Origin of the sequence: Bradyrhizobium zhanjiangense (genome assembly GCF_004114935.1) — a bacterium.
GTDB lineage: Bacteria > Pseudomonadota > Alphaproteobacteria > Rhizobiales > Xanthobacteraceae > Bradyrhizobium > Bradyrhizobium zhanjiangense.
This window is the reverse complement of the sequence record NZ_CP022221.1, coordinates 2683367-2702050: the sequence shown is the minus strand read 5'-3', so window position 1 is coordinate 2702050 and position 18684 is coordinate 2683367. Positions and strand designations below refer to the sequence as shown.

Below are 18684 nucleotides of genomic sequence, written 5' to 3'. Positions count from 1 at the left end.
GAGCCGCTATACAGGGCCTTTTGTGTTGGTACCCATGGTCTCATGGAGACGATCGCAGCGACACCGTGCGGTAGCTAAGAGTATTCCGACAACGTTCGATCCGCATGATCGTCCTCAAGAGAACGGAGGCAAGTTCCAGCAGCCTCGAAGAAACACCGACTTAAGCCGCTCGAAGACCACATGCTCGAGATCGTCGTGCGGTCCTCGCCAAAGCAAATTAGTCGGCACGGCCTGGACTGTGCAGCTACCAAGTCGAATAGGCAGGGCCTGAGATGTGCGCAGTCCTTTCGGCGACGCTGCCTCCTATGGCCTGCTTATCTACATCGTCTGACAAATGGCGGCCTCTCGTTCCAAGAGATTTGCATCACTTCTCCCAGAGTGCGGGGGATCCTTCCGAGAGGCTTTCCGCTCATCTTGATTCTCGTAGGGAAATCCCACGAGGCTGAGGTCTCCTATATTCACAGCGGCTCTCGACGCAGCCGCCTGTGCGGTAATTGCTTTCAACCAAATGAATTACGAGTCATGACGGCAGTGCCGATGGCATGCTATCTATCTGGCATACCTGGTCCTGAGCGTGCGACATTGCGCGGTTCATCGCAACCGCCTTTGGCGCGAGCTGATGACTACGCGTGGAACACAGGCTGACGTGATAGACGGAACATCAAAAGATTCAGGTGATCAGATGTAAGCCGGCATCGATACGCACGCATTCTCCCGTCATGCTGCTGGATTCCGGGCTAGCGAGGAAGCAGACCAGATGCGCTATATCTTCTGCTGTGGACACAAGCTTGAGGGGGGAGCTCGCCTCGACGGCATCGCGCACTTCCCGGGCAGCCGTCTCGCCACGCGCTTTTGTGAACCACGGCGTGTCAATATAGTCCGGACAAATTGTGTTGACGCGAATAGAAGGTGCTAGCGCCCTTGCTAGTGGCCGTGTCATGGCATTCAGCGCGCCCTTGCTTGCCGAGTATGCGATCGATGAGCTCGGACCGCTGATAGCTGCGACCGAGGAGACGTTCACAATTGCGGCCGAGCGCTTGCTAACCTTAGCGCCCGCTTCGAGCAGCGAGCGCGCCGCACGGATCATTTGGAATGCACCGATCGTATTGACGGCATAGATGCGTTGAAACTCTTCCGCCGAGAGTCCGGCGAGATCGTGATGCGGCACATGCTTCGTCGTAGCAGCATTGTTGACGAGCACGTCGAGCCGCCCCCAACTGGCCGCCGCCGCGACGACCTTACGACAATCATCATCGCGCGAGACATCGCCCTGCACAACCAACACCTCGGCTGCGCCCGCCTTCCGGCACGCCTCGGCGGTGGCATCGGCTTCCTTCTGGCTCTGAGAATAGTTCACCACGATGCGGGCCCCGCCTCTGGCCCAGAGGGCTGCGGTCGCCGCTCCAAGTCCTGACGCAGAACCCGTTATGATCGCGCACAATGGATTCTTCGACATCAATCCTCCTTTTTCCGCGTTCAATCCGGATCTTACAGTCTAGACGCTTGGCGCCACAAAAATCCGTAAACCTACATAGCTGTATCGCCGATACCAGACATTCCGGTGTGCATCCGCTGCTGAGTTTGGCTGGAGCGGATTCTTCTCGGATGGATTCCCATCCAGATGTGCATGGGCCTGGGAAGATGAGAATCGTTCGTCCTCCGGAGGAAGAGCTTGTGAGCACGCAGATGGCATCGCCAACAGTTCAGTTCTGAGATGCATTTCTTCCTGTGCTACCGATGGAACTTCGATCGATATTCGTCCATTACGATTCTCGACCAAGGCAGGCCACCGACGGCAACATGCACGATCGGCATATGGCCCATCATAGTTATCCAAACGGGTGATGTGTGTTGAGTTGTTGAAGCCAACCGGAGCTTTTGGTCATCAAGGAGCGCCGTCGCGGCCCCCTGCCCCAGGCGCGAGCGCCATGTTGCCGCTCGCGGGAAACAATGCGCAGCAGGCCGGTCACTTCTGATCTGCCGGAGTTGAAGATCGGCTTCTACCACCTGTGAGCGCGAGCTTTTCGCGAACCTGATCCGAGCTCATTACTCGTACACCGATACGTTCGAGTATTTCGACTGCGCGCTGTACGAGTTCGGCGTTGGTCGCGAGCCGCCCACGGGAGAGGTAAAGGTTGTCCTCTAACCCTACCCGTACATTTGCGCCGAAGAACGGAGCTAACGCGGCGTACGGGAACTGCATTCGTCCAATCGAAAAGGCAGAGTAAATAGCGCGCGGCGGCAAGCGGTTTACCATCGCCATCAATGTGACCGGATCGCATGGCGCTCCATAAGGAATTCCCATGCACAGTTGGATCATTGGCGGATCGTCAATCAAGCCCTCTTTGATCAACTCCTCGACTAGCACGAGATCGCCGGTGTCAAACACCTCTAGCTCAGGACGTACTCCAATCTTCTGTAGGCGTGCGGCCATTTCTCGTACCGTCGCGGGCGTATTGACTACGATCAACTCGTCGCGAGTGCCGTAATTTAGGGTGCCGCAATCCAAGGTACAGATCTCAGGGCGCAACTCTTCGACGTGCACCAAACGCTCAAGCGCACCCGCCATGTCCGTTCCGGCCGCCGGCGGCAGCGGAGACTCGGGCCCACCCAGCACGAGACCGCATCCCATCCCGGTAGTCAGGTTGATCACCGGATTTACATTCGACATTTGAATGCGCCGCACCACTTCTCGATACAGCAGCGGATCACGCGAACCCTGCCCCGTCTCGGGATCGCGCACGTGGATGTGCACCACAGCCGCGCCGGCCCGAGCTGCAGCGATCGCAGAGTCAGCGATCTGCTCTGGGGTTATCGGCACATTCGTGGTGTCCGGTTTTCCCCCGCTGCCCGTGAGTGCGCAGGTGATAAACACCTCGGAATTCATGCATCTTCTCCCTTTGAGAGGCTGACCTGTCACGGCCAGGTAAAACGTCTGGACTCCTAGCCGCAGCTTAGTGACTTCAAGACTCAAGGAGCAGTCATCGGAATTCCGAGACCTTGGGCCCGCCCATCATCCAGCAAGCCTCATGCCACTCACGGAATACGGTGCGCGCCCGTCACACGCCGGTACGCCACTTTGATAGCGCTCGCACGGATCATCGTTGTCTGCGCGGAGCACAATGGGCGGGCTGAATCGTCTTCGGCTGAGGCTCTCGCTCTGAGTAGCGAGCAGCGAGACGAGAGGACGGTAAGACGCATATTTGGCGAAGAGCACCAATCTGCCAATTTTCAAAAGCCTTGAGGCTGTTGCCGTCCCCGATGGCTGGCTCAAATGCTACAGTGTAGGAGGCGAATTGTATGTACACCCCCACTCGGTGGCATTACGCTTCTCGCTCGGCTCGGTCTCACCCTGAACTAATTTGAAGAGCCGCACCATAGCCCTAGCTGACGAGCTTTCCTCGGAAGCCAGGCGCCCGAGACATGCTCGAAAAGCAAAGCAGCCTAGCTCGCGACGCGGGGTTGATACTCCCGGTGGGTCTTCTAGACTCCCCAAGCGTGTACGAGAGCGACAGTGTGGCCGCTGGCATCTCGTTTGTTGCAGGTTCGAGGTCCAGATCCTGCTGTTGGTCTTAGCTGAGCAACTGGCAATCGCAAGAAATCGGTCGATACTCTGGAATCTCATCCACGGCGCTGCTGCGGAACGTTGAGTTGCCCGCCCCGGATTGCGCAGCGAAATGAGCTTGGGAAGGGTGGCAGATCCGGATGGTAGGTCGCAACACTGCATATCCGATCTACAGAGTTCTTTCTGTCGACCCGTTCTTTGATGAGTCAGCCCCCTTCGGACCCGCACTGTGATGGATCCACCACCGCTTGTTTCGTCTCGGCCGCCCTCCATACCCGCGTGCCTGCTCATGATGTTACAATTATTGGCCGAAAAGCTCCCTTAGAGACAGCTTTCCTCCGTGTCTTAGCAACTCGATTCCTGACCTGACCTACGCAGATGCGACAGACGGTTCTGAGATCCTTTTTGGTGGATAGCGTCGCTTTCCGTGTAGCTCCTGGAAGGCTCGATCACTGATGGGAGAGGCCCATCCGGAACGCACTATTGATTAACTTGGTTTAGGCTAGGCACCTATATAGACCATGAAGAACGACTGGCATCCTCGTGCCCTATTGTTGGTGCGGGAGGCTGGAAACTTAGACGGAGATACCGCATCAGCCGCGATAAGACCCCGGCGTACGATGCCACGGGTCAGCAGCTCGCGCACCAGCACGCTATGAACTAAGTTGACCCCGCCGATTGTGCTGTTAGTCGACGTTCTCGATTCGGGAATTGGATGTCCTAGAGCAGGCAGGCCATCCTCAAAGGACAGCAACCGGGAGATGACTGATGAACGATAACTGTCTCGACTTTTTATTTAACGACAGCCATCCCTTTCCCGTCAACTACCGAGCGTACCGGAAGTTCGTTGAGAATCGCCTGCTCCACATTCTTCGACAAAACCCTGGATGCCACTTTCTCGAGATTGGTATAGGGCGCTCGTTCAGGCAAGAGAGATTCAATACTATTGACGACCTTGGCATCAACTATGTTGGTTTGGACTTCGAGCACGTCTGCGCTGAAAGGCGAGCCCGACTGAGCGCCGCGGGCATCGTGAATCGCAACATCAGATTTTGGGGAAACCACCTAGGAACGTACTTGTTCAACCTGGTCAGGCTCGCAAGGCATTACGAGAGGTTCGACATCATTTATCTCGATGGTGATCATTCACTCTATGTAGATTTTGCGGCTGCAATCGCAGCAGTACGGTTATTGAAGCCTTGCGGACTATTCCTTTTCGGCGATGTTAGGTTCTCTTTCGGAAGCAGGGAGCTGGCTCAGGCGACGTTCAGACAAACTAAGCAGTTGACCGAGGACGAGGCTAATGAACCTCACGTCCCAATTATCATCCGGGAATATTTGATCCCTCTGTTCAATTTTGAAGTTGAGCACTCGTTGTCGGATCCCGATTGGATCGCACTCCGAGCTCCCAAATCCGCTCCTTGGATGCGATTGTAAGGGGTGGCGCGGAATGGAATTTCTTGAGCCTGCTGGCACAGTCACCATCTCTGCGAGCGAATGCTCGCGGCGATTTCCGGCGCCTGTGTCTTCACGCAGACTCACGCGAGAAGTTGCTGCCGGGTGCATCTCCCCTGATCGAAACTAATGTCGCTATCAGGTCCGAAGCCCTCTTGCAGATACCAGCAAGACCTTCCCGGAACTCAATCTGCTCGCTGGGCTACAACCGAATAGCTCGAAGGCAACACTGGACCTTGCAGTCACATGTTGGCACCGCACCATCGGCGCGCTCGCTGGCATACGTTTTGCTGGTGGTGAGTTGAAACCGTACTTCCAGTGAAATTTCGGAGCGATATTCCTGTTTCTCGAATCCAGGTGACTTCATTTGATGTCAAAGACGCAACTCTCGGTCCGGACCTCAACGAGAGGACGAGACAGAGCCTGTTCAAGAGGTGGGTAAGGAACGACGACGTGAAAATGGCACCGAATGGACCACGGATGAGCGGCTGCGGTGCTTGTTAGCGACGCGCGCCCGAACAGTTCTGCGAGACCAGCAAGTAAACGCTCCGTCATCTGACTATCTCATCAAACGGACGATGGCCTTAAGATTGGGCAGCATGTTCGAAAGACTACAACAGCAGTGAACGGCGCCAGAATAACTGCCGCTCCCGCAGCACCTGCTTCCGAAAAGCGGCTCCTGCCGCTGTAAACAGCAGATCGCGAGACGCTCTGAAAGTCGAGTGAGAGACATCATGTTGATGAACGAGTTAAAGGATCAGATACCGGATTTTGCCAGAGACGTTAGGACTAACCTAGCGGCTATGTTGGCCGACGAGACACTTCCGCCAAAGTGCAAGTGCAGTCTATTGCTAGCCGTCGCGATTGCAACTCGCAATCACAAGGTCATTTCCGCGATGGAATGCGAGGCTAGATCTGTAATGACGCCAGATGCCATCGCTGCCGTTAAATCCGCGGCTTTCTTGATCGCGATGAACAACATCTACAATCGCTTTGTTCAACTCGCGTCAAACCCGGAATACAGGAAGATGCCTGCGCGGCTACGGCAAGACCTAATCGATAGTTCGAACGTCGACAGGGGCGATCTCGAGCTGTGGTCACTGGCCATCTCGGCTATCAATGGCTGCGGCGCCCTCATGGACGAGCACGAAACAGCTCTGCAACAGGAATGGTTCAGTCCAACGGAGATCCAGACTGCCGTACGTTTTGCTGCTATTATGCAGTCAGTAGCCATCGCGATCGAGACAAGCGGTGACGTGAGATTCTAATCGCGAACATAGTCTGGTCGAGCTTGAACGTTATGCGAAGAGAAGGCTGTGCGGCAAACCCGCGATGGCTGGAATTCGGAGCTCCCGCCGCCCTGATCGGCACTGCGGCGCCCCTTGTGCCATTGTGGGAGGGATTTTGCTGCATGCAGATCCCGCCTGGAGGTGCTAGCCAAGTGGGTAACAGATCGTCTTCCGCTGTGAATTCGGGGAGCCCAACGCTCGACCTAATCGGTCAACAGCTCAGCAAAAGTGCGGTCGACTCGGGTGATCAGACAAACGAGATGCCGGATCTCAGGTGCAGTCCCATTCTGCGGCATCGCGTAAAATGGAATGGCTTGCAATGGATCCTTCGGTTGAGATAGCTCAACGAGATCGCACATCATATCTAGTCAACTCAGTGAAGGCGAACGACCATGCACAACGTACGTGGCAAAACTCAACATTCGATGGACCTTAGCGGCAAGGTCGCATTCGTTGTCGGTGGTTACGGAGCGATTGGCACAACAATCTCCGAAACACTTGCTGCTGCTGGAGCAACCAGCGTTATTGCGGGGCGAAACGGCGACCAGGCGCGCGCGCTAGCTCACCAATTAAGCGACAGGGGCTATTTTGCGAAGGGCCTTGAGCTCGACGCAACCAACACTGAAGCAATCAGAGAACTCTCAAGCTCACTGGTACATCATCATGGTTCGATTGACATTCTAGCAAATTGCCTCGGTTTCAATAAGGAGCAGAGGCTACTTGAAGTGACGGAGGAGGCCTTTGATGAGGTCTACTCAAGAACGTTGCGAGCCGGGATGTTCCTCTCTCAAGTGGTGGCCAAGCATCAAATTGCTGCTGGTAGGGGCGGCAGCCAAATCCATCTCCTCTCGGTTGGATCATCACTTGGATTCCGGGATCGGGGCTACAGTTCCTTTTGCGCGGCAAAAGGCGGACTGGCTGTTCTTCTAAAGCAGCATGCGACGGAGCTGGCACCGCACGGGATCACTGTCAACGGCGTAGCACCTGGTAGGGTTCGGACGCAAAAAAACGATAGGGCGCTCGAAGATGCATCGACGTTTAGGCAAGCTACCGCGAATATTCCTCTCTGTCGTCTGGCAACGCCAGCCGATGTCGCCGGCGCGGTACATTTCTTCGCATCGGAGCTGTCGCGTTTTGTGACGGGGCAAATACTATACGTCGATGGTGGTCTCACCGCATGCAGGTAAGGATAGCCGAGCTCGTCCCTGTGATGAGGGAGAGGCCGTAGAGGCCCTGATACGGTCCGCCGAGAAGATGTCCATCCTAAGAGGGAGCTAGCAGCCGGGGCCCGGTCGCGAATATCTGCCGTACAGCGCGGATCAGTCGCGCTGACCTAGGACGAGTTCAAGTAGCTCCAACAGGAGAACGGCAGGAAGTAGAAGCTGTTCGACGATTTATCTCAGCAAGGAGAGGCTGCAGGGCGTGATCCGCCGGATGGTAGAAGCCTGACTGGAGGCGCTGTAGATCGACGAATCTGTGGCGAGTGGCAGATGTCGACCCGCAAGGCCTCGCACCTCCCGATTTCGATCACTCGGCCAATGATGACAAGTTCCCAGGCTGCCCTCGAAAGCCGGATGAAGCAGATCTGCCATGTTCGGGTTCGATACGGTTATCGCCGTATCCACTTGCTGTTAAGCCGCGAGAATTCTCCGCACGGTCGGAACAAGAGGCGTCGTATTTTGCGAGTTGGCCTGCATTGCCCAACAAGCCGACCAGAAGCCGCGCCGAAGCCGAGTGCGCGAGGATCGAAGACCAGCCGCGCGGGTGAACGAGAGACCTGATCAATGGCCTTGTGAACCATCGTCTGACAACGGGTCCGAGCTTCGGGCGCTGACGATCGTTCATACCTTCTCCTGCTTCTCGCTAGCGTTGGCAGCGGCGCAACCAGACCGGCAACGTGACGGAGGCCCAAAATCCAGTTCTGGGTTGTCCACGTTCGCTCTCGCTGCACCGCTTCACTGACCTCAGCGGCCGTTTCGCATGTGAAACAACGCCGCGCTCTTCATCGCCCAAAACGCGAGTCCCTACAACGGCGATGAGTATGTCCGCTGCCCGACCAATACTCGGCGACAGATCGAATTGACTCCTACCAGTCGATCATGCAGGCACAATCAGGGCGTCAAAGTCAGCTCGCTTGCACGATCAACGAGGCTCTTCAACTCCTCGCCTGTTTGCCAAACGAGGCAATCATCGTCCACGATGTCCTCTCCTATCAACTGTAATATCGATCCGCCGGGTTCGTGATGAGAATATCCGTAAACCACCCCTTTTTCCAATAGCTGGCGCGCGACTAGTGCACATAGGAAGTCCGGAGCCCACATCGCGAAGGACACTCCGCGCGCTAGTCCCGCCATGACCTTCGACATCCCCATCCCTCTGAAGTCCTTGCGAATCCAACGGTCTCCAAGATAAGCTACTTTACCCGTTATCTTCTTCGCACTCGGCGCTGTGCAGCGACAACGATCCTGGGGATGTGCATGCACAGCCGGGTCCGCGAAAAACGCCTTCAAAGACTGGAGATGTTCGGCCAAGTTGCTGCGCGAAAGATCGTACAGTCGGGCGGCCTCTAAAAGAGCGACGTTGCTATTTCTATCGACGCCAACAATCCAAAATCCCTCGCCCAATTTGATTGGCGAACGGTCCGGTCGAAAATTCGGATATGTCCGTCCCTTTGTTGGAGTAGCCTGCGTGATCGAGATATACTCATCAAAATCGAAGCCTATCGAAATCTTCACTCCGTTTTGAGCGGCGGCGGCGTCGTATTTTTGCAAAAAACGTGAGATGCTCAACGGATCAACTACGGTTTCCATTCCGTTATTCCTTGCTTCTTATCCCCTCGGCTTTGCACAAACATATTGATAAGACAGTTAATCATCTATCGTCGACTGCCTGATCTGGCGGGAGCACCGTGGCGACAGATGGAGAGGCCTCGTCAAGACCGCGAGTATAAGCACTTGGAAACGTCCCAGTGATCGGACGATACGAAGATGTTGCGCAGTTCAAGCGCGTTGACCTTGCCCCCAAGTTTTATCCATTCCTGAGTTCGCCCCGGTCGTTGGATTTGCCCATTTGGGCGGTGGTAGCGACGGGAGCTGGCGCGGAGCCCTCAGCATAGCGCAGCGCCAGATCCCGTCGCGGGTTGCAGGTGATGGCGAACTCGGACGGCATCCTCCATCCGAGCTGTGAGTGTGGTCGTGTGTCGTTGTAATCCGCGCGCCAGCATCCGAGCGCGACGCGGGCCTGGGCCAGCGAGGTGAACAACGTCTCGTTCAACAATTCATCCCGCAGCCGGCCGTTGAAGCTCTCGATGAAGGCGTTCTGCATGGGCTTGCCTGGCGCGATGTAGTGCCAAGCGACGCGGCTCTGATCGGCCCACGTCAGAATGGCGTTGCTGGTGAGTTCGGTGCCGTTGTCGCTAACCACCGTCTTGGTCTTGACCGCGCTCGGTGATCAGGCGGTCCAGTTCCCGCGACACCCGGGCGCCCGAGAGCGAGGTATCGGCCACCAGCGCCAGACACTCGCGGGTGCAATCGTCGACCACGGTCAGAATGCGGAAGCGACGGCCGTCGGTGAGCTGATCCGACACGAAGTCGAGCGACCAACGATCGTTGGGGGCCATCGGCGCCATCATCGGTGCCCTGGTCCCAATTGCCCGCTTGCGGCCACCACGGCGGCGTACCGCGAGCCTCTCTTCCCGGTAGAGCCGGAAGAGCTTCTTATGGTTGACCAGATAACCCTCCCGCTTGAGCAGCACGTGCAGGCGGCGGTAACCGAAACGGCGACGTTCCTGGGCGATCGCCCTCATGCGCTGGCGAAGGCCGGCATCATCTGCGCGGGTCGCCTTGTATCTCATCGTCATGCGGCAGCAGCCGATGGCTTTACACGCCCGCCGTTCGCTCATTCCGTAGACGTCCACGAGATGGGCGACAGCTTTCCGCTTGGCAGCGGGCATCACCATTTCTTTCCCAGGAGATCTTTCAAGGCCGCATTGTCCAGCATGGCGTCGGCCAAGAGCCGCTTCAGTCGTGTGTTCTCGTCCTCCAGGGTCTTCAGCCGCTTGGCCTCCGACACCTCCATCCCGCCGAATTTTGCCTTCCATTTGTAGATGCTGGCGTCACTGACGCCATGCTTGCGGCACAGATCGGCGACCGAAACGCCAGCTTCGTGCTCCTTCAAAATCCCGATGATCTGCTCTTCCGTAAAGCGACTGCGCTTCATGCTCTGGTCCTTATGTGGGCCAGAGCGAACTTCAAACTGGATTAAGCCCGTGGGGCAAGGTCAGCGTCCAACAATCACTGACGAAAGACAGGCAGATCTGCTCATGTGATTGGCTACTCCCAAGGGAGGCCGCGTCGATCGCGCGACCTTTATTTGACGTATGGTGCGCAAAGTTCGCAACTGGGCAACGGTTGGAATCTCGTGGTCGATGTGACGGCTCTGGGCAAGCTCTGTACGACGGCTACACTCTTAGCCAACCATCTCGCATTGAGAGACAATCGAGACACTCTTAGAACGGATTTCTGGCTGAGAGCAGCTCGCCTTAGAATCGCTCCAGGAAGCCACTAGGTCGCAACGGCAGAAGGGACCACGCTACATCTCGCTACTGCTTCGATAGCCTGACACTTTCGGTGCGTTATCAGCAAACCGTCATTAGTCGAACTCTCAGCAAAGGGGCGAGTGCGGCTCACCTAGCGCCTACGTCCCCCAGCCGCTTTGTCGATACACTGAGTAGGCAGCCAAGTGATCCCCAAACCAAAGAGCTCCGCGGATCATCCTAAAAGCCGTACTCGACCTTACAACGGTGAAGCTATTTGAGTGAAGCGGCCAACGACCTCTCAAATATATCAAGTCCTTCATCTAGCAGCTCTTGATCGATGGTAAGTGCGGGCATGAATTTTACGACCTGATCATCCGGCCCGCATCGTTCGATCATCAATCCCTCGTTAAACGCCTTACGCGCCGTCGCCTGGGCAATTTCGGCGCTGTGACAGTCAAATCCCCACACCATGCCCCGCCCTCGAACGGAAAACCCTCCTCCATACTCCGACGCGATCGCATCAAGTCGGCTGCGCATTAAATTTCCCATACGCTTAACGCCGTCCGAAAACGTCTGGCTCCGCCAATAAGTGTTTATAGCGGCGGTTGCCGATACGAGAGCAAGATTGTTAGCTCGAAACGTACCCGTGTGTTCTCCCGGTTCCCATACGTCCAGCCCTTCTTTGATCAGCACCATTGACAATGGAAGGCCATAGCCACTCAGCGATTTAGACATCACGATGATGTCTGGCGATAGTTCTGCGAACTCGAAGCTAAAGAACTCGCCCGTACGGCCACAGCCCATCTGTATATCGTCCACGACCAAAAGTGCACCTGCACCTCTGGCAATAGCCTGAATTGATCGCAGCCATTCCTTGCTGCCCACATTTATTCCTCCCTCTCCTTGCACGGTCTCAACGAGAATGGCGGCCGGAGAATCGACACCACTACTTTTATCCAGCAGAACGTTCCGTAGATAATCAGCCGTATCGAAATCTGGCCCGAGATAGCCATCAAAGGGCACGAAAGTCGAGCCAGACAGAGAAACGCCGCTGGCCGCACGATAAAAATGATTAGCGGTCGCGGCCATCGCTCCTAAACTCATGCCGTGATAGCCACGGGTAAATGAAATAATGTTCTTGCGTCGCGTGACTTTCCGGGCGAGCTTTAAAGCCGCCTCGATGGCGTTAGCACCGGTTGGCCCAGTGAATTGAGCACGATATCGAAGATTTCGCTCCTGAAGTACTATAGAGCTAAAGGTCTTCAAGAATTCGAGTTTTGCCGTCGTGCTCATATCAAGCGCGTGAACGACAGCATCTGAACCCAGATACTCAATAATCGCTGCTTTAATCGCATGATTATTGTGGCCGTAGTTCAACGCGCCAGCTCCGGCAAAGAAATCAATGATTTTTCGGCCCCTGTCCGTCAACATAATGGAGCCGCGCGCTCGATTGAATGTAGCGGGAAATATGCGCGAGTACGAGCGGACGTTCGATTCCAGCGTTTCGACTGCCTGAAGCTCCCGTGTTTCGCCGATCATTTCATGCATGGTCGTCTACTCCGGAATATGATGCCCTCAGAAAGCAACAAGCCGCTACAGAAATAGCGACAACAACCCGTTCGGCCCTTCTCAACGCATCTGCCAGAACGGCCTCACCTTACTTATATCAGCCTGGCGGAGAACGAACCCTACCAAGGTTCGTAGTCGATCGAGGTCATATGAAGCAGCTTCACTCAGTTTATTGGAGGAAAGCCGCACGCAGGCCCGATAGACAAGTTCGCTGCTCACAGGCACCCAGAAGCATCGATTGCCTACGCATCGTTCAGCAGACAGCGTCGCCCATCTGGAGCGCAGCTAGAATACCTCGCCGCGGGCTGATCACGGCGAGCAGATCTCAAATTGCAAAGAACCTGCGACGACAGCCCTATCGTCAGGCGCTTCGCGCCAACTTGGCTGCATGCTAGGGCTCGGACTCAATTGATCCAATAGGCAACGATGGCGGCGAGATGGACGGCAGCCAAGAAGTTCCTGGCTAGTTTGTCGTAGCGAGTTGCGACACGCCTGAAATCCTTGAGGCGGCAGAAACAGCGCTCGATGACGTTGCGCCCCTTGTAGGCGCGTTTGCTGAAGCTGTGGAGAGTGACCCTGTTGGATTTGTTTGGATGACGGGCTTGGCACCACGATCGACGATTTCGGCTCGAAAGCCGTCGCCGTCGTACCCTTTGTCGCCAATGAGGGCAGACATGGGTGGCGCGAGTTCCAAAAGGGTTGGCGCTGCGGCAATATCAGCGTCCTGGCCTGGAGTGAGATGAAATGCGCAAGGTCTGCAGTCAGGGTCGCTCAGCGCGTGAATTTTCGTGGTCCGCCCGCCGCGCGAGCGGCCGATCGCTTGTTCATGCTCCCCCTTTTCCGCCGCTCGCCGAGCGATGCGCTTTGATCGTGGTGGAGTCGATGGACAAAGTCACGCCGTCTTCGCCGCAGCAGGCGAGCGCTTCAAAGATCGCCCGCCAATGTCCGCGCTTGGCCCAGCGATTGAAACGATTGTAGATCGTCGTGTACGGACCATAGTCGGGCGGGCAATCGCGCCAGCGTGCGCCGCACTGAAGCATGTGAATGAGACCGCTGATGACGCGTCGATCGTCGTCGCGCACCGGTCCGGTCTGGTTCGTTGGCAGATGCGGCTCTATCAGAGCCCATTGCTTGTCGTTGAGCCAGAACAGTCCTTTGCGCATCGAAGTTCCCCGCGTGGAATCAACCAGCTGCGAGGGAATCAGAGTTCGCTAATTAGGTACAGACCCTAAGCCTGCCGACCAGAAAGCCCGCTTCGCGGGCGCAGATGACACAGGAGCCGATTGCAGCCACGAGCACCATCAGGTGAGTATCGGCGAGGCTTTCCGCCGCGGCCCGAACGCTCTTCTGTTCAATTGCCTTATCGATGGGGTCAACCGCGGCTTGCAGGTGCGTGATCTCGCTGAACATGGTGCGGGCGATCGCTACGCGGGGTATCGACAACTTGGGTCAAAGCAATCCGAGCGGCGATGGTCAAAGAATCGCGTCACACCAAACACGACCGACTGGCAGAACGACTATCGACCCGCTGGAGCGAAAGCTCTTCACAATGGCATTAGGGTAGTTTAGCGAGCATATGCGCGTGACTCGAGCATGGATTGGCTGCATGCCAATGTGCGGACCGTTGAGCTCTCTTCTTGCAGCCGAGGCTCATATCACCTCAGAGGGTAGGGCTTTCCCGTTACTTCGGCTGTTATTTCCAGAATGCAGTCACATAGCCGTTCTATATCGCAGAACTCATGTTCCGCTGTAATGCACACTCGAATTGCCGCCCTCCCTTGCGCGACGGTCTGCACGTCCACTAAGGTATAGAAGCCGCAATCCAGCAGCCGTCTTGCAATGGCCGTCGCGTTGACTTCAGACCCGATGACGATGGTCCGGATCGGAAGTGAATTGCCTCGTTCAGCGGTGGCGACACCACGGTCAAAGAGCTGAGTGAGTTGCGTCAACCGCCGTTGGCGCTGGCCCAGCTCAGGCGATCGGTGAATTTTGCATGACGCGAGCGCCGCACCTATCGCAGCCGCGCTTGGCGCCGCCGAAAATGAATACGAAATGGAGGACTTTCGGATCAGCGCCTCGTGATCTGCGAGTCCAACCATCAGAACTCCGCCTGAGGCACCAAACCCCTTGGCGAGTGAGGCTGCTATGACAGTTCGGTCACCTAGGACTTTGGAAAACTGAGAACGAGCGAATCCTTCACCTTGGCGTCCGAAGAGCGATATGCCCTGAGCGTCGTCGATATATAGAAAGAGCCCATAACGTTCCTGGAGCTGGCGCAGCTCCTTTATCGGAGCATAGCCGCCCCTGAAATAGACGCCGTCGCACACGTAGGCGACCACCGAATGATCACGGCACAAGCGCTCGAGAGCGTTGATGTCGTTATGCGCTATCGTTTCTAAGGCGGTTTCATTAGCCACTACCGGCTTGTGATGAGCAAGCGAGATGTGTACAGACTGGTCGAAGGCGACGACAGGCCTCCTGCCGCCAGTGAATTGCCCTGAGGCCAGAATAGGCATCGCGCCCAAATTGGCCAGCATGCCACTGGACAGCGCGATTACGCGTGAGCCAAAAATGTCAGAAAGACTCTCCTCTAGTTCGTTCAGGCGGGTCGGGACGTAGGACAGGTGCAACGATCGATGCGCCTCGATCGCCTCGATCGCGCCGGCCACGATCACCGGATGATCGTGCAGGCCCAGATAGGAGCATCGGGCGAAATCAATCAGCCGCGCATGGCCGTAAAGCCGGCCATTGAGGCAAGCAATAGTACGTCCGCTACTGGCGTGTCCCTGGACGGGTACGAGACGAGCCATCTGAGCTGCATGGAGATGGCTCTCGTCCAACCAGTAGCGGTTATTTTGAGCGATCTGCTGTCGCATTTTCATTCTCCATGAAAGGTGTTCAACATACCTGCGTACGTCTCATTTATCTCGCTCGTATGTCAGGTGGGCATTTTAGGGTCAGCGCACGCCGAAGGTTTGGCAACATCCTGCTTGCCGTTAGTTCGAGCTCCAGTCCCATTCAGCTAGATTCTTGCTCGTCCTCGCGCAGCTACCAAGTCCAGCAGGGCAAAGTGTTTTGATTTCAGCCTTACGATTCGAAGGATGCCTTGTAGGACAAAGTTCTGGGAGCACTCCGCCCAGCAATACAAACAGTTAATAGAGCCTCAGAACGGTCGCCGGGCGCTACGGAGTTGTCGCGAAGTGGAACGAGCACAAATGTCTTGATCGTCGGCGAGAGCCTGACGAAGCTGAGCAGTCGTTTTCGTATAGGAAACCCCGAACGTCATCGGGCTTCGCATCATTTCAGTTAATGAGCTAGCGCGACGCTGGCGAATCGACAGAGCTTCAGTTCTAAGAAACCTTCTCTGTTGTTGCGGGACCTCGTTCGGCACGCACCGCTGCCCCAATTATGTCCTCCGCCACCAATTCAGCGATTTGAGCATCGGAGAGGCCCAAAAGATCAGATAGGACCTCTATATTGTGTTGTCCCAGAGTTGGCGCCGCTGCGCGGATTGGATAGGGCGCGGAACTCTCGCGAATGGGCATTGATGGCTGCGGATGCCGCCCTATGAAAGCGCGCTCGACGTCCTGGAAAAATGAGCGAGACCGGAGGTGGCGATCATTGAGGAGGTCGATTGGGAGGCGGGCTACGCCGGCCGCCACCCCCACGCCTTGTAACTCGGACATGGCCTGCTCCGCGTGCCGAGTGAGCGTCCATGCTTCGATGCCCCTCTCAATCGCTTCTTCGATTCTGCGGCGAGCTTCAACAAACTTAAGCGACGGATCCGCGGCCCAATCTGGCCGGCCGATGACTTGGGCAAGCCTCTGCCACATTTCGGCGTTCGTCGCGGCCACCATAATCCAATTGTCTTCACCCGCACATCGGAAGCAGCCGTGCGGCACGAACTGGGGATGTCGATTGCCATATCGCGTTGGCGGCGTACCGCCGGTCGAATGAACCGTAATCCATGGCGCCGCAAACGGCATCATGCATTCGATCTGGGCGAGATCGATGAACTGTCCCTGTCCAGTGTTGCGGGCGTGTATCAGGCCTACCAGTACTGCAGCACAGCCATTTAACCCACCTACGGGGTCCCCAAACGCAACGTGGCTCATCACCGGCATGTCATTGGGATTTCCAACCACACTTGGTAACCCCGAGCCCTGCTCTAGAGTCGAGCCATAGGCCCGGCAATCACGATTGACGCTGTTTGAGCCAAAGGCCGACATTGATAACATGACGAGTCGAGGGTTAAGTGTGCTGACAACGTCGTAGCCAAGCCCGAGCTTCGGCAGCACGTCGACCGAGTAATTGTCCACGACAGCATCAGCGCTCGTCAAAAGCTGTTTTGCTAGATCGAGGCCTCGGGGGCGCGTGAGGTCAAGTGTGATGCCGCGCTTGTTGCGGTTCATGATACAAAATCTTACGGCTTTTTCGTACATCTGCGCATTGATATAAGAAGGGCTTCGGTCGACGCCGCGCCACCAGTCCGGATACTGGATAGCCTCAATCTTGATTACGTCTGCTCCGAGATCCGCCAGCGTGCGCGTACACAACGGGCCTGCCCAGCCCATTGAAAAGTCGATGACCCGAATTCCGTGCAATGGCTGCCGGGCGGCCTCCATCTGTAGGGGCGTCGCCGAATTACCGGCGTGAAGATCTCTTCGTACGTTCTCGTTGCTCTGCCGCTCACCTACTGCCGGAACCTTTCCGCGCCTACGCGGCGGCGTCAATGTCAGCCGCTGAGCCGATCCGACCGTCAGGCTCTTTTCTTCACCTAGCAGAATAGGCACAATCGCCCCGCGCGCGTTCTTCTCGCTGTCCCGGAGCAGATCGGATATTTCGGGCACCAGCACAGCTGGAAGTCGTCGCTTTTGCCCCTCTTGAAACCATTCCTGTGCGGTTCGCGCTTTCAACCTGGGCACGAACGCTTGTTCGAACTTCTCCAGGTGCTTCAGACGATCTTCGCCAAAAATCCAGTCCGACTCGCTACGCAGTTCGGATAGGCCGAGCATATCGCAGAATGCGCGCCACTGTGCCGGTGTTACGATCGTGACGCCGAGCCAGCCCTTTCTGGTTTCGTAAATTCCAACTGGAGAAGCTGGCCAAAACCGATTGACGCCAATCCGTCTCATCACATCGCCGCGCGCAAACGCCTCAGACACTAGATACTCACTGAGAGCGAGGCTCGATTCAAAAATATTGAGCGACCACGTCCGCCCTCCTCCACTGTGCGTTTGAGCAACCAGCGACGAAACTGCCGCGATGAAGCCCCACAGGCCCGCTAGGATGCCCGTTTGGAAATCCGGTGCGTAGATCGGGGGGCCATCGACTGATCCAACCAACTTGATAAGGCCGGCGAGCGCCCGGACGGTTGAATCGGTGGCGGCCAAGCCGGCATAGGGGCCCTTTTGGCCGAACCAGCTCGCTTGGAGGCAAATTAATCCGGGACGAAGCCGGCGGACCTCGGCCAAATCAATAGACGGGCAATCTGCGGCATCAACATCGCGACCATCGATCAGAATATCGCAACCTCCAATCAGTGTAGTTAGTCGCGTGCTGGCCTGTGAATCGGTTGGGTCGATCACGATACTCGACTTGTTGAAGCTCAGAAATGCGAACCACGCGCTTTGCCCGTTGGGCGTTAGCGGCATGCTCCGTCGCAGTGGATCGCCTTGCGGAGGCTCAACCTTCTGCACGTCCGCGCCGAAATCGGCAAACAATCTCGCGCAGTAGTTAGTTGCAGCCGAGCTCCCGATCTCGACCACTTTCAATTGGCACAGCGCTTCCGGTGGCTTCGTTTTGATGCTCATGAACTATGATCCAAATCGCGATGCGTGACACGGGGCATCGATTACAAGTGATGAGCTGGGATCACGAAAACCGGGAGCAGGGCTCCTGTGCCCACGACGAGCAGCGGTCATAAGATTGAGGCTCAATCCATCGGAGAGGGCTTACACCACTTCCGCGCGACCGCAGGCCCGCTTCGCAATGAAGCATTCTGTAACGCCAAATTCAACTATCGAGATTGGTAGTTCTACAGCAATTGGTCGCCATCGACAGCCTGCATCTGGAAGCCGTACTTGCCGGACACGGATGGCCACGCGGCTCCAAGTTGTCATCCAACTCGATTTCGATTTCACGCATAACTTTTGGGCTCCGGCGCGCACTCAGTGGCCGAACGTCCCGGCAGGCTCTCCCAGGGCACATACGGCCCAAAGACTAGAGTTGCCAAGATCCTCGAGCTGCTTGCCGACCAAGCGCAGGCC

At 56.4% G+C, this 18684-nt stretch carries 11 protein-coding genes and 2 pseudogenes; 3 read left to right on the top strand and 10 right to left on the bottom strand.

What is annotated here, in order from left to right:
* Nucleotides 1–670: 670 nt before the first annotated feature.
* Nucleotides 671–1456 carry an SDR family NAD(P)-dependent oxidoreductase gene (locus tag XH85_RS12690; RefSeq protein ID WP_128932081.1) on the bottom strand — a complete coding sequence of 262 codons (786 nt, stop codon included), beginning with the start codon at nucleotides 1454–1456 and terminating at the stop codon, nucleotides 671–673.
* Between the two features lie 510 nt (nucleotides 1457–1966).
* Nucleotides 1967–2887 carry a beta-keto acid cleavage family enzyme gene (locus XH85_RS12685; protein WP_128932080.1) on the bottom strand — a complete coding sequence of 307 codons (921 nt, stop codon included), beginning with the start codon at nucleotides 2885–2887 and terminating at the stop codon, nucleotides 1967–1969.
* A gap of 1446 nt (nucleotides 2888–4333) precedes the next feature.
* On the opposite strand from XH85_RS12685, the gene XH85_RS12680 reads away from it, so the two are divergent.
* The 3 genes from XH85_RS12680 to XH85_RS12670 all read left to right on the top strand — a co-directional run bounded on the left by XH85_RS12680 (nucleotide 4334) and on the right by XH85_RS12670 (nucleotide 7496).
* Nucleotides 4334–5002, top strand: coding sequence for an O-methyltransferase (locus XH85_RS12680; RefSeq protein WP_128932079.1), 669 nt, complete (start codon nucleotides 4334–4336; stop codon nucleotides 5000–5002).
* 752 nt (nucleotides 5003–5754) lie between these two features.
* Nucleotides 5755–6288, top strand: a complete 534-nt coding sequence (locus XH85_RS12675) for a carboxymuconolactone decarboxylase family protein (protein WP_128932078.1) — start codon at nucleotides 5755–5757, stop codon at nucleotides 6286–6288.
* 413 nt (nucleotides 6289–6701) lie between these two features.
* On the top strand, nucleotides 6702–7496 hold the full coding sequence (locus tag XH85_RS12670) for an SDR family NAD(P)-dependent oxidoreductase (RefSeq protein ID WP_128932077.1): 795 nt from the start codon (nucleotides 6702–6704) through the stop codon (nucleotides 7494–7496).
* Nucleotides 7497–8420: 924 nt separating this feature from the next.
* Here XH85_RS12670 and XH85_RS12665 read toward each other — a convergent pair.
* The 8 genes and pseudogenes from XH85_RS12665 to XH85_RS12635 all read right to left on the bottom strand — a co-directional run bounded on the left by XH85_RS12665 (nucleotide 8421) and on the right by XH85_RS12635 (nucleotide 18228).
* A complete protein-coding gene (locus XH85_RS12665; RefSeq protein WP_128932076.1) occupies nucleotides 8421–9119 on the bottom strand; it encodes a hypothetical protein in 699 nt (232 codons plus the stop codon).
* A gap of 217 nt (nucleotides 9120–9336) precedes the next feature.
* Nucleotides 9337–10527 (bottom strand): annotated as a pseudogene (locus XH85_RS12660) (IS3 family transposase).
* 589 nt (nucleotides 10528–11116) lie between these two features.
* A complete protein-coding gene (gene ectB, locus XH85_RS12655) occupies nucleotides 11117–12394 on the bottom strand; it encodes a diaminobutyrate--2-oxoglutarate transaminase (RefSeq protein WP_420837879.1) in 1278 nt (425 codons plus the stop codon).
* 425 nt (nucleotides 12395–12819) lie between these two features.
* A pseudogene (locus tag XH85_RS47940) lies at nucleotides 12820–13190 on the bottom strand (transposase).
* Nucleotides 13191–13239: 49 nt separating this feature from the next.
* Nucleotides 13240–13578 carry an IS5 family transposase gene (locus tag XH85_RS47935; RefSeq protein WP_420837878.1) on the bottom strand — a complete coding sequence of 113 codons (339 nt, stop codon included), beginning with the start codon at nucleotides 13576–13578 and terminating at the stop codon, nucleotides 13240–13242.
* Nucleotides 13579–13630: 52 nt separating this feature from the next.
* Nucleotides 13631–13825, bottom strand: coding sequence for a hypothetical protein (locus tag XH85_RS12645; protein ID WP_128932075.1), 195 nt, complete (start codon nucleotides 13823–13825; stop codon nucleotides 13631–13633).
* Between the two features lie 245 nt (nucleotides 13826–14070).
* On the bottom strand, nucleotides 14071–15291 hold the full coding sequence (locus XH85_RS12640; RefSeq protein WP_245474044.1) for an aminotransferase class I/II-fold pyridoxal phosphate-dependent enzyme: 1221 nt from the start codon (nucleotides 15289–15291) through the stop codon (nucleotides 14071–14073).
* Nucleotides 15292–15765: 474 nt separating this feature from the next.
* The gene (locus tag XH85_RS12635) at nucleotides 15766–18228 is read right to left on the bottom strand and encodes a CaiB/BaiF CoA transferase family protein (protein ID WP_128932073.1); all 2463 of its coding nucleotides are present in this window, start codon (nucleotides 18226–18228) and stop codon (nucleotides 15766–15768) included.
* Nucleotides 18229–18684 lie beyond the last annotated feature (456 nt).

Excerpts from the sequence above, each read along its gene's own strand:
- XH85_RS12690 (WP_128932081.1), bottom strand. The coding sequence starts at position 1,456 with ATGTCGAAGAATCCATTGTGCGCGATCATAACGGGTTCTGCGTCAGGA.
- XH85_RS12685 (WP_128932080.1), bottom strand. The coding sequence starts at position 2,887 with ATGAATTCCGAGGTGTTTATCACCTGCGCACTCACGGGCAGCGGGGGA.
- XH85_RS12680 (WP_128932079.1), top strand. The coding sequence starts at position 4,334 with ATGAACGATAACTGTCTCGACTTTTTATTTAACGACAGCCATCCCTTT.
- XH85_RS12675 (WP_128932078.1), top strand. The coding sequence starts at position 5,755 with ATGTTGATGAACGAGTTAAAGGATCAGATACCGGATTTTGCCAGAGAC.
- XH85_RS12670 (WP_128932077.1), top strand. The coding sequence starts at position 6,702 with ATGCACAACGTACGTGGCAAAACTCAACATTCGATGGACCTTAGCGGC.
- XH85_RS12665 (WP_128932076.1), bottom strand. The coding sequence starts at position 9,119 with ATGGAAACCGTAGTTGATCCGTTGAGCATCTCACGTTTTTTGCAAAAA.
- ectB (WP_420837879.1), bottom strand. The coding sequence starts at position 12,394 with ATGCATGAAATGATCGGCGAAACACGGGAGCTTCAGGCAGTCGAAACG.
- XH85_RS47935 (WP_420837878.1), bottom strand. The coding sequence starts at position 13,578 with ATGCGCAAAGGACTGTTCTGGCTCAACGACAAGCAATGGGCTCTGATA.
- XH85_RS12645 (WP_128932075.1), bottom strand. The coding sequence starts at position 13,825 with ATGTTCAGCGAGATCACGCACCTGCAAGCCGCGGTTGACCCCATCGAT.
- XH85_RS12640 (WP_245474044.1), bottom strand. The coding sequence starts at position 15,291 with ATGCGACAGCAGATCGCTCAAAATAACCGCTACTGGTTGGACGAGAGC.
- XH85_RS12635 (WP_128932073.1), bottom strand. The coding sequence starts at position 18,228 with ATGAGCATCAAAACGAAGCCACCGGAAGCGCTGTGCCAATTGAAAGTG.